Origin of the sequence: Thiomicrorhabdus sp. 6S3-12 (assembly GCF_017571475.1) — a bacterium.
Taxonomy (GTDB): domain Bacteria; phylum Pseudomonadota; class Gammaproteobacteria; order Thiomicrospirales; family Thiomicrospiraceae; genus Thiomicrorhabdus.
Window position 1 is genome coordinate 75138 of the sequence record NZ_JAGETW010000004.1, and the last position, 14150, is coordinate 89287.

The following is a 14150-nucleotide window of genomic DNA, read 5'->3' on the forward strand; positions in this document are numbered from 1 at the left end:
TAGGAACTTATATGCAAACCGATATGAAAATTGAAGTCGTCCACAACCCGGATCAAGAAACCCTGCAACAATTTGGCTGCGCAAACTGGCCGATATGGGAAAAAGAGGTCTCGCGCTTTCCCTGGACTTACGACGCCAAAGAAGTCTGCCTGATTCTGGAAGGCGAAGTCACCGTTACTCCGCAAAACGGCGATGCCGTACTCATCCGAGCCGGCGATCTGGTCACTTTTCCTGAAGGCATGTCCTGCGAATGGCATGTAACCAAGCCGATTCGCAAACACTATAACTTTTATTAATCGCTGTAAGGCTTTATCCTCGTTATATAACCCTGTTTTCAGAATATAAAAAAACCCGCATCAGCGGGTTTTTTCGTTTTAGAACCTGAAACAAGCTTACTTCAGTGTCTGATAGACCTTCAGCTTCTCAATATCGGCACTCGCTTTAAGTGCGTTCAGACGCGCCGCCAACTCGGCATTACCGTTCAACTCCAGATAGGCGTTCTTAAGGTTATCACGCTGTTGAGCGGTTAATTCCTGAGATTTCACACCTTTGAGCTGAATCAGAACACTATCGCCGGTCTGTAGCTGATATTTATGCCATACCGACTCGCCGTTCTGCGGCTTCTTGATTTTGAAAACTTCAGCCAGCATCTGCGGCAAAATGTTTTTCGAATCACGTCCAACCCAGCCGACGGTATGCCATTCGATACCGTTATTCATCAATGATTCGGGAGACTCGCCCTGCTGTACTTTCGTCAGTAGAGAATCCGCCAGTTTAGACGATTCGGCAACCGCCGCCTCACGCACCAGCTGCTGTTTGATTTCGTCAGCTACTTCGGACAGAGCCTTTTGACGCTCTTCCTGATAAGTATTGACACGAAGTACCACCGCGCGGTTATTACCCAACTCAATTGCTGTAGAATTCAGTTTGGATTTCAGAACATCGTTCGAAAACGCCGCCTGAGATACTTTCGGATTGGACGTCAGCTCATCCACTCCACCATGACGACCGAAGAATTCACTGCTCTGAACCTTAAGACCCAAGGCTTCTGCAGCCGGCTGTAAAGTATCAGGCTGTTCATAAACCATCGTATTCATCTTATCGAGAAGATCGTAGTATTGCTTTTCCGCTTCCTGGTTACGATATTCGGCCACAACCTGATCTCGGATATCAGCTAACGGTTTAACCGATTGAGGCTGAACTTTCTCCAACTTAATTAGGTGGTAACCGAACTCGGTTTTAATCGGTTCAGAAATCGTACCGACCTGCATCGAGAAGACTGCCTGATCGAACTCCGGAACCATCATTCCCTGCTCGAAACTGCCCAATTCACCACCGGATAAAGCCGAGCCAGGGTCTTCGGAATAGGTTTTTGCCAGCTCGGCAAAATCTTCGCCTGCATCCAGCTTGGTCTTGATCTCATTAATCTTTTCCAACGCTTTCTGCTCGGATTCTTCACCTTCCTGAGTACGAATCAGAATATGACTGGCCTGACGTTTTTCAGGTGTGGTAAACAGTGATTTGTTCTGATTGTAGAACGCTTCAATCGCATCGTCGGTGACTGCAATATTTTTGGCGATCTGCTGCTGGGAAAGGTCAATGTAATCAACTTTAACCTTCTCAGATTCGATGTAATCGGCTTTATGGGCTTCGAAATACTCAGCGACCTGCTGTTCACTGACAGTCACTTGATCCATAAACGGACGCTGATCAACACGAATGTAATTAATTTCACGCTGTTGCGCTTGTAATTCAGCAAGCTGAGACACTTCCGCATCGGTTGCAAAACTTGAGCTCATCAGCAGATTATTGAACTGGTTTTCCAGAAGGAACTGACGCTGTTCATGTTCGAAACGCGCGACGCTGAAACCGTTGCGACTCAAAATTTCCTTATAAACCTTATCGGAAAACTTGCCTTCTTCCTGAAACACCGGAGCGGACTGAATTGCTGCCGCAAGCTGAGGATCGGAAATGACCATCTTTTGGGAATCGGCCCACTGCTCGATCAACTTCGATTCGATCAACGCATCCAGTACCTGGTTACGCAGGTCTTCATCCTTAACGACGGTGTCGTACATATCACCGAACTGCTGTTGAAGGCGCTGTTTTTGCGCATTGTATAGCGTCAGAAACTCACCACTACCGATACTTTCTCCGTTGACTTCGGCGACATCGACACTTTTGTCTCCCTGAGCGTATTGTTCAATACCAAATAGAGCAAAAACCAAGATAATAATTCCGATAATCACCCAAGCGATCCAGCCTTGGGCACGATCTCGAATTGCTTGTAACATGCGCTTTCCTTCGTTAGCAAAATACACAAAATAAAGTCCTGCTATGATACCAATCTCAGCGCGGCGTTTCATTATATTTACGCCAAACGGAGCGGCTTTCTGCGCAAAAGAGTACAGATAAAATGACTTTGCCGAAATCCATATAAAAATTACGGCCAAAAACAAAAAACCCAGGCATAAACCTGGGTTTTTGAGATCGAAAATCTGTTGGGATTTGAATTAGATTTCGAAAGGATCGTCCAGTACCAATGTTTCCGCGCGGTCCGGTCCGGTTGAAAGGATCGATACTTTAACGCCGACCTCTTTTTCCAGATAACGAATATAGTCTTGGGCCTCTTTAGGCAGTGCTTCCCAGGAAGCGATACCGACCGTCGAGGTTTTCCAACCCGGAAGAGTAATGTAATTTGGCTCGCAACGTTCGTATTCGTCGGCACTTGACGGAGGTAGCATCAGTGTTTCGCCATCTTTGTTGTAGGAAACACAGATTTTAACCTCTTCCAGTTCATCCATAACGTCGAGTTTAGTCAGGCAGATACCAGTCAAGCCGTTGATCTGCGCCGAACGACGCAATGCAACCGCATCGAACCAACCGCAGCGACGCTGACGTCCGGTAGTTGCACCGAACTCATGACCGCGAGTCCCCAACTCTTTACCGGTTTCATCCCCTTCATCGGTTACACAGTCGTAACACAATTCGGTTGGGAAAGGTCCGCCACCGACTCGGGTTGCGTACGCTTTGGTGATACCCAATACATAATCCAGATGAGTCGGACCGATACCGGCACCGGCAGCTGCACCACCGGCGGTAGTATTGGAAGAAGTTACGTACGGATAGGTTCCCTGATCGATATCCAGAAGCGTCCCTTGAGCGCCTTCAAACATCAGGTTTTTACCTTCGCGGTTATACTGATCGATCAGATTCGGAATATCAGCCAGCATCGGTACGATTAGATTTGCGTAATCCTGACACTTGTCCCACAACTCGTCGAAGTCTACCGGATCAGTCTTGTAGTAGTTTTCCAGCGCAAAGTTATGGAACGCAAGCGTCTCTTGCAGTTTTGCTTTAAAGGCTTCCATATTACGGAAGTCTCCGGCACGCAGACCGCGGCGAGCAACCTTATCTTCATACGCCGGACCTATGCCGCGACCGGTAGTACCGATTGCTTTTTTACCACGTGCCGCTTCACGCGCCTGATCCAAAGCGACATGGTAGTCCAGGATCAAAGGACAAGCGTCACTGATCTTCAAACGCTGTTTAACCTGAAGACCGCCCGCTTCAAGCTGAGCAACCTCTTTTTGCAAGGCATCCGGAGCCAGTACAACACCGTTACCGATAAAACACTCAACCTCTTCACGCAGGATTCCGGAAGGGATCAGATGCAAAACTGTCTTATGACCATCAATTACCAGGGTATGGCCGGCATTATGCCCACCTTGGAAACGAACCACTGCCGCAACGCGGTCAGTTAACAAATCAACAATTTTTCCTTTACCTTCGTCACCCCATTGAGTGCCGACAACAACGATATTGCGTTTGGTCATAATTTTTCTTCTTAGCTTAAGTTTACAAAACAAGAGAGGCGCTGGCATTTTGCCGAGGCCTCTCTGTCAAATTCTGTTGCAAGGCTGCTTTACAGCGGTAGCATTAATTACCTGAAACCTTACTTCACCGTCCAGGCATCATTCTCTTTGACAAGTTGCTGGCTTCCGGCCGGTACTTGTCCGGCATCATAAGATTTGATTACTTTGATGCCCTGCTGTTTCAACTGACGGATGGCGACTTGCAGATCAACATCCGAATCGCAAGGAGCATAGACGGTTTGTGTAGCCGTTTCATCCGTGTCTTCCAACAGATCCAGCGCCCCGCGCAAATCCAGACTGAAACCGGTCGCCGGCAGGGCCAGGCCGAAATCGGCACCGATATCATCATATCGACCGCCCTTGGCAATCGGCTGCAGGAAACCGCAGGCGCTGTAGGCCGCAAAAATAATTCCGGTGTGATACTGGTAACCGCGAATGTCGGCCAGATCCAAATGAATATCAACGGAATGCATCTTGCCCAGGTGATCGATCATGCCCTGCAAGTGATTCAGATAATCATCCATTGCCGACGAAAGACCGGCAAAACCTGCATTAGCCTTACCGATCACATCCTGTGCGTTGCCGCAGTACGCCAATAGCTGATTGAAACGCTGCGCCCATTCGCTGTCACTCAAATGCTCTGCGACAAAAGCGTTGAATTCCGGAATCGCTTTGCGCTCAAGAATATCAATCAAATCTTTGGACTGGTTAGCATTCAGACCCGCCAACGCAATCAATTCATCCACAATGCCTACATGCCCCAGACTCAACTTGATATCCAGTTTCATGCGACTCATACTTTCCAGCATCAACTCGACAATTTCGATATCACTGTCCAGGCCACTGTGACCGAAAATTTCCGCACCGACCTGAATCGGGCTGCGTGAACCTTTGGCTTTATTATTGCGGGTTTTCAGAACCTCACCGACATAGCACAGGCGTGAAATTTCTCCCTGCGCCTTCAGACGGTTGGAAACAATACGCGCAACCTGAGGAGTCATATCCGCACGAACCCCCATCATACGACCGCTTTCCTGATCGGTGAAACGGCACGTATCAATCGCCATATGGCGAGCCGTACCGGTCAATAGAGAATCGGTAAATTCCGCTAGCGGAGGCAACACCAGATCATAACCGGACAGGTGAAAGCCATCGATTAACTGGCGGCGGTAAAATTCAAGCTTTTGTGCTTGAGGCGGTAACAGGTCTTCCAGGCCTTCAGGCGTGAACCACGTCGATTGTTGCATTGTGAACTTCTTTTAAATCTCTTAAATTTGTCTGAGCCGACGTATTGTAAAACAATTTCGTCCGCTTAACTAAAAATTAGTAGCAGAATCATGCCGATGGCAATGGAGATCAAACCCATTATCCGCAAGACATTTTCAGGCTGCATAACCGCTTCACTCATAACCTTTTTCCAGAAATGCGGAAAGGCAAACGGCATCAGGCCTTCCAGAATGAAGACCAGAGCAATGGCGGCCAGTAACGTCTCTAACATGATTCCATAAAAAAGGTGGGTTACCCCACCTTCTCGATATTACTCAGCGGATGGCTGGGCACGGTTATTAAAGTATTTGAAGAAATCCGAGTTCGGATCAACCACCATCACATCTGACTTATCCTTAAACGACTTCTGATAAGCATTGATGCTGTGATAGAAAGAGTAGAACTCAGGATCTAGGTTATACGCCTTGGCGTAAATATCCGCGGCTTGAGCATCCCCCTCACCTCGAATAATCTCAGCCTGGGAATATGCTTCGGCAAGAATAACCGATCGCTGACGATCCGCATCGGCGCGAATTTTTTCCGCTGCCTCGGCACCTTTGGAACGCAAATCCTTAGCAACACGCTTACGCTCGGCTTCCATACGACGGTAAACCGACTCGGAAATATCCTGCGCCAGATCGATACGTTTAATACGAACGTCTTCGATCTCGATCCCGAAAGACTCAGCGGTTTTCGCGGTAGCGGTTTTGATCTTCTGAGCAATCTCGACACGCTCTCCGGAAATCACTTCCTTAACGGTACGGTTACCAAACTCGGCACGCAAGCCGTCTTTAACGATCTGTCCAAGACGCATACCCGCCAGACGGAAATCTCCGTTCATAGTGGTATAGAACTTGGCAACATCCTGGATCTTCCAACGTACGAAAGAATCCACCTCAAGGTTTTTCTTCTCGCTGGTCAGGAAACGTTCAGGCGCAGAATCCAGTGTCTGCAAACGCGAATCGAAGCGGCGAACGTTGTTGACGAATGGCATTTTGAAATGCAGACCAGGTTTAACATCCGCTTTGACAATTTCACCCAGACGTAGAACGACTGCGGTTTCCCATTGATTAACGATATAAACGGAACTACTGCCGATAAACAACACTACGGCAACTAAAATCGATAAGACTGCTTTCATTAACGTAGCTCCCTATTTCTTAGGTAATCGCGTATATTCGAAGTCGGTTTGCTGGTTGTATTCGTACTGGTGCTGTTCGAACTCTGAGTTTGTGCAGCAGTGGTATCCATATTCGGCTGAATTCTCATCTGCTGGGAGCCAACCATTTTATCCAGCGGAAGATAAAGCAGATTGTTGGCATCCGAAGAACCGACATAAATCTTCGAAGTCGAGCCCAGTACGTTTGATACCGCATCAATATACAAGCGGTTACGGGTAACTTCCGGAGCTTTCTTATATTCGCTGACAATGCTGGTAAAGCGTGATGATTCACCTTTTGCCTGTGCAATCACCTGATCGTGATACGCGCTGGCTTCTTCCAGCTGACGTGCCGCCTTACCGCGGGCAATCGGCAAAATTTCGTTAGAGTAGGCTTCAGCTTCGTTAATCAGACGTTCACGGTCCTCACGCGCCTTGACCACATCGGCAAATGCCGCCTGAACCTGTTCCGGTGGCTGTGCATCCTGCAGGTTGACCGAGGTAATCAGCAACCCGGTAGTATAGGCATCCAATCGCTCTTGCGCCAATTCCTGTACACGAGCAACCACTTCGTTACGCCCTTCGGTCAAGACAAAGTCCATACGGCTTTGACCGACCACTTCACGCAAGGCACTTTCGACAACCATACGCAGTGTTGGATCCGGATCAGCTGTTTCGAAAAGATATTGGTTGGCACTGCGTACCTGATACTGCACGGCGATCTTAAGATCGACAATATTTTCGTCTTTTGTCAGCATCAAAGACTCATTCGGAACATTGCCGGCGCGGTTACGGACATCGGAACGGTAACCGATTTCAGCGGTACGGATCTGATCCACGTTGACAATAGTCACGTTCTCAATCGGATACGGCAGATGCCAGTGCGGCCCCGCTTTGGTTTCATCAACATAAGCACCGAAGCGTGTGACAACACCGCGTTCAGCAGGATCGACAATGTAAATACCGGAAAGCAACCAGACAACAACAATAACTGCGAAAATAGCTGTTCCGCCGATTCCGCCGATTCCACCTGAAGAGCCGCCGCCGTTCAGTTTCTCCGCCGCCTTTTTCAGCAGCTTTGTCAGATCGTCGTCTCCGCCACGATTCGGTTTACGGTTACCGCCGCCATTATTTCCTGAATTACCCCAGGGATCTTGTCCTGGTTTACCTGGTTCATTCCAAGCCATTCAACCTTCTCCATGCGTTAGCATTTAAATCGTTTGCCCTTCTGCTCACGACTTATCATTAAGTACTTTTGAGCAAATTTCGACAAGAGTTCGACTATTGTAGATAGTCTAAAAGCAAAAGTCATCTATTAAGGAATTTTATTAAGACTCACAACCTCCTTATAAGGCCGTTAACTCAAGGTTACCCTCCGATGACTCCTGCTCCTCAAGGACCTCAGCTTTTATAAACTGCGGCCACTCTTTAATAGTATTCCATTCCTGCTCTGTCAGGCTCATTTTAAACAGACTGTTCCCCTGCTCATCAAAACCTTCTTCAAGAATAGTGCCCAGCTGGTACAACTGAGCACGCTGCTTACCGGCCGTTACATCCAGCACCAGTTCTACCGTATAGAAGCGCCCCTTGAAAAAAGAGGCAACCGCGTCCATCATCAGCTCGATTCCCTGCCCCTCTTTGGCGGAAATCCAAACCCTTTTCGGTGTATAGCCGTCTTCGTCGTAATCGACCTTTGGTTCCATAGACGGCTCAAGTGCATCAATCTTATTAAAGATCATCAGCTGCGGTACATCCTGCGCACCGACCTCGGCGATTACCTCGACGACATCGGCAATTTTCTCTTCGCGATGTGGATCTGCTGCATCAATCAGATGAATCAACAGACTGGCTTCACGGGCTTCTTCGAGCGTCGACCGAAAAGCAGTGACCAGATCGTGCGGGATATGGCGGATAAAACCAACCGTGTCGGCAAAAATCACTTCACCGGCACCCGGCAGACGAACTTTACGCAAAGTCGAATCCAGCGTCGCAAACAGACGGTCTTCCGCATAGACGCCGGCCGACGTCAGATAATTGAAGAGCGTTGATTTACCGGCATTGGTATAACCGACAATCGTGACCGTCGGTAATTCCGAACGTTTACGTGAGCGACGCCCAAGATCTCGCTGTTTACGAACTTTTTCGATTTTCGCTTCGAGCTGCTTGATTCGCCCCTGAACCAGACGGCGGTCTGTTTCCAGCTGAGTTTCCCCCGGACCTCGCGCGCCGATACCGCCCTGACGGTCCAAGTGACTCCAACCACGTACAAGACGTGTAGCCATGCGTTTCAGCTGTGCCAGCTCGACCTGCAACTTCCCTTCATGCGAACGCGCTCTTTGCGCAAAGATATCCAGAATCAGGCCGATACGATCCAACACCTGACATTCGAGATAGTCGCTGAGATTACGTTCCTGAGCCGGGGTCAAGGCATGATTGACGATGACGACATCGGCATCAAAAAGCTCGACAGCATCCTTAATCTCTTCGGCCTTACCTTTACCGATAAAATACTTAGGGTCGGGGTGACTGCGTTTGGTTGTCACCAGAGTACAGATTTCCGCACCGGCAGATTCGACTAACTCGTAGAGTTCATCGACTTCTTCTCGGTCGGCTTCATTGTGGAAGTCAACGTGAACCAGAACCGCTCGTTCCAGTTCACGTCTTTCTAGACGATCAAATAATTCCATTAAGTTTCCGTTGCTGGCTGAATCCTAGCCTTTAGAGGGCGGCTATTATAAAGCAACAGAAACTTGTTGAACACTCGGAGAATTAAGGGAATCAAATCGCGCGGGATCGGCTTATTCGCCTTCAGAGTTATTGGCGTTCTGCTCGTGACCGAACTCATAAGGTTTCGGATCACGCATTGGCACAATCGTAGAGATGGCATGCTTGTATACCATCTGAGTAACATTAGATCGAAGAAGCACTACAAACTGGTCGAACGAATCCACTTTACCCTGAAGTTTGACACCATTTACCAAATAGATCGAAACATTGATACGCTCTTTACGAAGCGCGTTTAGATAAGGGTCCTGAATCGGCAGTGCCTTAGTCACTTTTTTATTCTCCATCCTGATTCCTATTATTGTTATTTTTTATTGTTTTTTTTCAGTCACATTTTCACTGAAAGAACGCCGTCACGAATCCATTCTTCGCAACCCGGGTCTAGTTTAACCTGTAAAAACCGAAAACTGACTGTTTTTTAAGGATTTAACCCTGCAAAAAACCGTAGTTAAGGTGTTTTCGCGATATTTTTACGTATTAAACAGCAAGAGGATAACATACGCTATTAAAAATTTTATTAATAAAACTGATACCCCTACCAGTTAAGGGTTGCGACACCTTCTGACAGACTGTAAAAATCCGTCCGCCGACATGCACATTGACAAATCCATCACTGGCCTAAAAGTCGGCAAACACTGTCTAAACGCTGTTGCAATGTCGTCGCAAACGGATCGATTACCAGCATACCCTCTTCCTTGCGCAGCCAAGTCAACTGACGCTTCGCTAACTGGCGCGTCGCCACCACCCCTTTATGCACAAACGTTTCGTAGTCGTACTCACCCTCGAGATAACTCCAGGCCTGGCGATAACCGACGCAACGTATTGAAGGCAACTCTTCATGCAGTTCAGGGCTTGTACGCAGAGCTTCAACTTCTTTGATAAAGCCTGCATCCAGCATCTGCATAAAGCGCGTTTCTATCTGCCGGTGCAGTTGCGCACGGTTTTCAGGAATCAACCCCACTTTTAGTAACGTGAATGCGCTTAAGGCTTTTTTGGTCGGCTCGGCGCGCAGTTCGGTCAACGTCTTACCGGAAGCTCGATAAACTTCCAGAGCGCGAATCAGGCGCTGCGGATCGTTCGGATGAATGCGCTGAGCAGAAACCGGATCGATCTCTGCCAATTGAACATGCAGACTCTGCGGATCTTCCCGCCACTGCCGCTGCAAATCTTCGCGAATCGCCGGATCCGCCTGAGGCAATTCATTCATACCCTGCTGCAAACTGTTGAAATACATCATAGTTCCACCAACCATGACTGGCAAACGACCTCGACTGAATATTTCTGCAACAAGGCGATGAACATCTTCGACAAATTCCGATGCGGAATAAGAGTCGGCCGGATCGACAATATCGATCAGATGATGCGGAACCGCTTCAAGCTCTTCGACTGAAGGTTTTGCTGAACCGATATCCATTCCCCGATAAATCAGCGCCGAATCGACACTGATAATTTCAATTTCCAGACAATGCGCCAGCGCCATCGACAACTGACTCTTACCGGAAGCCGTCGGCCCCATTAAGGCCAAGACTTTTTTCTCGGCAATCAAGCGAGACAGCAACTCTTGAGAATCACTGCAATAACTACAATCTAACTCTTTGAATTCATTCACCTTAAGCCACCAAGCTATTGTCCGCGCATAAACAGTTTATCGAGTTGTTCCATAGACAACTGAACCCAGGTCGGACGTCCGTGATTACATTGATCGATCTTGTCGGTCTGTTCCATCTGGCGTAGCAACTCGTTCATTTCCGGTACCGTCAATTTGCGATTGGCACGCACAGAGCCGTGACAAGCCATGGTAGAGAGAATACTGTCGATACGTTCTTCGACAACACTCGACTCACCGAATTCGGCAAAATCCGCCAGCATATCCTTAAGCAGACGAACCACATCCGACTTGGCCAACAGAGCAGGTACCGCCGTAACTTTCAGCTGTTCGGGCCCCATTGCCTCAAGCTCAAATCCCAGGTCACTAAATGTCTTTTCAAACTCTTCCCAAACCAGAACCTGCGAAACATCCAGCGTGACCGCCATCGGAACCAACAGCGGCTGGCTTTGTAATCTGAGCTGCCTCCACTGCTGTTTAAAACGTTCATAAACCACTCTTTCATGTGCCGCATGCATGTCGACCAAAACCAGTCCATGCCTATTTTCCGACAAGATAAACACACCGTGCAGCTGCGCCTTGGCAAAGCCCAATGGCGGCACCGGACTTTCCTCGTCACCGGCTGACTCGCTATGATAAACCGCAGCTTCGGCTTCCTGGACCTGATTTTCTCCATAGAAACGCCGCTCTTCGATCAGCCTGGAAAGATCCCGCGCCTGTTCGCTACGCGCCCCAAAAGAGGAAACAAGCGGCTGTTGAAACTGCCTGGCCGCTTCAAGTTCGTCCGCTGAAGCGCTGTCATACCTTTGCGTAAAATTCAAATGCATCGGCTTGGCTTCGGGTTTAAGGTTCAAATCCTGCGCAGTTCCCAGTGATTTCCCGCTGCCGGGCTGAAGACTTTCCGAAGCCGCCAAAGGCTTGCCGACCGCATCGCGTACCGAACGTCGTAAAAAGTCATACACTTCCCGGTTACGGGCAAAACGTACTTCGTGCTTGGCCGGATGTACATTGACATCAAGCTGTTCCGGCGGCACATTCAGGAACAGTACATAAGCGGCATGACGCCCGTGATACAGGACATCGGCATACGCCTGCTTCAGTGCAAAAGAGAGATTGCGATCCTTGACGACGCGTCCGTTAACGAAAAGGTACTGCATATCGGTCTGCGAGCGGTTGAAAGTTGGCAGACCGACCCAACCGGTCAAATGCCAGTCATCGGTATTGAATTCGATTTCCAGAGAATGCTCGACGAACTCTTGTCCCAAAAGATTCTTCAAACGGTTCTGCAAGCTTAACTCATCCTGACAGGCGGGAAGATGACGTACCATCTTTCCGTTGTGAACCAGCTTGAAACCGACTTGCGGATGACTGAGGATAATGCGTTTCACCAACTGCTCAATCTGCAGAAACTCGGTGCGCGGGGCTCTGAGAAACTTTTTTCGCGCCGGGGTATTAAAAAACAGGTTGTTTACCTTTACCGACGTCCCCTGCTGACCGGCCGATGGCTCCGGACCATGCCAGTTGCCGTCACCGCGCGCACTGATCTGCCAGGCGCTTTTATCGTGCACCGTACGACTGCGCAGAGTAAAGTCCGAAACCGAACTGATACTGGCCAGCGCCTCGCCGCGAAAACCGAGCGATCTAACCGCAACCAGCTCCTGCATCGAATAGATCTTACTGGTTGCATGCCGACTCACCGCCAGCAACAGCTCTTCCTTTGGAATCCCCCGGCCGTTATCAATTACTTCGATCGACTGATTCCCTCCTTCCTGAAGGTGTATTTCAATCTGATCCGCGCCAGAATCCAATGCATTTTCCAGCAATTCCTTGACCGCAGATGCCGGTCGCTCCACCACCTCTCCGGCGGCGATCTGGTCAGCGAGATTCCCCGGCAGGGTTTCAATCGCACGGATCGGTGCATGGGTCTGATATTCTGCCAACCAGGCTAATAAACTCATATATCCACTCTCAAAAACTTTGCCGCTGATTCTTCTCGAAAGATTTTCTATTTTCAAAGCGGCTTATTATAACGTCCTTTTCCCGGGAGAAAGCGTCACATCCCATAGAATGCATAAAGCATTCGTTGCCGGAAACTGTTAAAATACGCAGTTTTTTAATCGACCGATATTTTAGGTATTTCAGTCAGCGGACAAACGCTTAGACGCTGGGTAACAAAAGGATACAGACATGGGATTTTTAGGCAAACTGTTTGGCGGCGCATCCAAAATCAGCGAAGAACTCCAGGAAGCGATCGAGGCGCAGATCAAAACCTATAATCTGCCGCACACCGAGCAGAACCTGATCGAGTTGAAAGCCCTTAAAGCCATGCACCTCAAAGGCGATGAAATCACGCTCGAAATCAGCCTGCCTTATCCGTGCAAGAGTTTGTGGCCTTCCATCGAACAGAACCTGAGTCACTGTCTGAAACAACTGGACGACATTTCGACGGTGAGCATCGAATTCAAAACCGAAATCGTTGCCCACGATGTTCAGAAAGGCACTACGCCAATGCCGAACGTCAAAAACATTATCGCGGTCGCCTCCGGTAAAGGCGGTGTCGGCAAATCGACAACGGCAGTCAATCTCGCTCTGGCCCTGCAACAGGAAGGCGCACAGGTCGGTATTCTGGATGCCGATATCTACGGCCCGAGTATCCCGACCATGCTCAACATCAAGGATAAACCGCAGACCAAAGACGGCAAAAGCATGCAACCGCTGGAAGCTTACGGACTGCAGGCGATGTCGATCGGCGCGTTGATCGACGAAGATTCCCCGATGATCTGGCGCGGCCCGATCGTCACCCAGACACTGACTCAACTGCTCAAAGAAACCAACTGGGACGAGCTTGATTATCTGGTTATTGACCTGCCTCCTGGGACCGGTGATGTTCAATTGACGCTGGCGCAGCAGATTCCGGTTACCGGTGCGGTGATCGTCACTACTCCGCAACAGATCTCGCTGATCGACGCCAAAAAAGGCCTGAAGATGTTCCAGAAGGTTGAAATTCCGATTCTCGGCATTATCGAAAACATGAGTACACATATCTGTTCGCAATGTGGCCACGAAGAAGCGATCTTCGGTTCGAACGGCGGCGAAGAGATGGCTAAAAAATATCATGTCGATTTCCTCGGCGCCTTGCCTCTGGATAAACGCATCCGCGAAGAAGCCGATCAAGGGGCTCCAACGGTCACAGCCGAACCGGGGAGCGAAATTGCCGGTAAATACCGTAATATCGCACACCAGATCGGCGCGCAGATCGGGGTCAAAAAACGCAACTACGCCGGCGTATTCCCGGAAATCGTGATCCAAAACACCTGATCGACGCCCGCCTCTTTTGCACCGCTTTAGAGGCGGACAAACTCCAGCAAAAATCTGAAAAAGCCATTACAATACACGGCTATTTTGCGCTAAACCGACCGCATCAATTCACGTTCGTCGGACCGCCCTTTCCAAGCATCTG

12 protein-coding genes are annotated in these 14150 nt (G+C 49.0%); 2 read left to right on the top strand and 10 right to left on the bottom strand.

The features are described 5' to 3' along the window. The first annotated feature begins 11 nt into the window (after window positions 1–11). A complete protein-coding gene (locus tag J3999_RS05900; RefSeq protein WP_243755331.1) occupies window positions 12–296 on the top strand; it encodes a cupin domain-containing protein in 285 nt (94 codons plus the stop codon). A gap of 96 nt (window positions 297–392) precedes the next feature. Here the strand turns inward: J3999_RS05900 and J3999_RS05905 are convergent, their stop codons facing one another. The 10 genes from J3999_RS05905 to mutL form a co-directional block, all read right to left on the bottom strand. Then, window positions 393–2294 carry a SurA N-terminal domain-containing protein gene (locus J3999_RS05905; protein WP_208127001.1) on the bottom strand — a complete coding sequence of 634 codons (1902 nt, stop codon included), beginning with the start codon at window positions 2292–2294 and terminating at the stop codon, window positions 393–395. A gap of 219 nt (window positions 2295–2513) precedes the next feature. Then, window positions 2514–3836 (bottom strand): adenylosuccinate synthase, encoded by a 1323-nt coding sequence (locus J3999_RS05910; protein WP_173284866.1) that lies wholly within the window; start codon window positions 3834–3836, stop codon window positions 2514–2516. A 119-nt stretch (window positions 3837–3955) separates the two neighbouring features. Further along, window positions 3956–5122: an ATP phosphoribosyltransferase regulatory subunit gene (locus tag J3999_RS05915; protein ID WP_208127002.1), complete on the bottom strand. Its 1167-nt coding sequence runs from the start codon at window positions 5120–5122 to the stop codon at window positions 3956–3958. A 65-nt stretch (window positions 5123–5187) separates the two neighbouring features. Beyond that, window positions 5188–5373: a DUF2065 domain-containing protein gene (locus J3999_RS05920; RefSeq protein ID WP_173284860.1), complete on the bottom strand. Its 186-nt coding sequence runs from the start codon at window positions 5371–5373 to the stop codon at window positions 5188–5190. Window positions 5374–5412: 39 nt separating this feature from the next. Beyond that, entirely contained in the window at window positions 5413–6282 is an 870-nt protein-coding gene (gene hflC / locus J3999_RS05925) for a protease modulator HflC (protein ID WP_173284857.1), read from the bottom strand. Further along, window positions 6282–7487, bottom strand: a complete 1206-nt coding sequence (hflK, locus tag J3999_RS05930) for an FtsH protease activity modulator HflK (protein WP_208127003.1) — start codon at window positions 7485–7487, stop codon at window positions 6282–6284. The genes hflC and hflK overlap by 1 nt, the downstream gene beginning before the upstream one ends. Window positions 7488–7646: 159 nt before the next feature. Continuing rightward, window positions 7647–8987 (bottom strand): ribosome rescue GTPase HflX, encoded by a 1341-nt coding sequence (hflX, locus tag J3999_RS05935; protein ID WP_208127004.1) that lies wholly within the window; start codon window positions 8985–8987, stop codon window positions 7647–7649. A gap of 111 nt (window positions 8988–9098) precedes the next feature. Continuing rightward, window positions 9099–9371 (bottom strand): RNA chaperone Hfq, encoded by a 273-nt coding sequence (gene hfq / locus J3999_RS05940; protein WP_173284851.1) that lies wholly within the window; start codon window positions 9369–9371, stop codon window positions 9099–9101. A 323-nt stretch (window positions 9372–9694) separates the two neighbouring features. Next, window positions 9695–10693, bottom strand: a complete 999-nt coding sequence (miaA, locus tag J3999_RS05945; RefSeq protein ID WP_371811863.1) for a tRNA (adenosine(37)-N6)-dimethylallyltransferase MiaA — start codon at window positions 10691–10693, stop codon at window positions 9695–9697. Window positions 10694–10707: 14 nt separating this feature from the next. Next, window positions 10708–12648: a DNA mismatch repair endonuclease MutL gene (mutL, locus tag J3999_RS05950; protein WP_208127005.1), complete on the bottom strand. Its 1941-nt coding sequence runs from the start codon at window positions 12646–12648 to the stop codon at window positions 10708–10710. A gap of 229 nt (window positions 12649–12877) precedes the next feature. Here mutL and apbC point away from each other — a divergent pair, with 229 nt between their 5' ends. Then, window positions 12878–14008 carry an iron-sulfur cluster carrier protein ApbC gene (gene apbC, locus J3999_RS05955; protein WP_208127006.1) on the top strand — a complete coding sequence of 377 codons (1131 nt, stop codon included), beginning with the start codon at window positions 12878–12880 and terminating at the stop codon, window positions 14006–14008. Window positions 14009–14150: the final 142 nt, after the last annotated feature.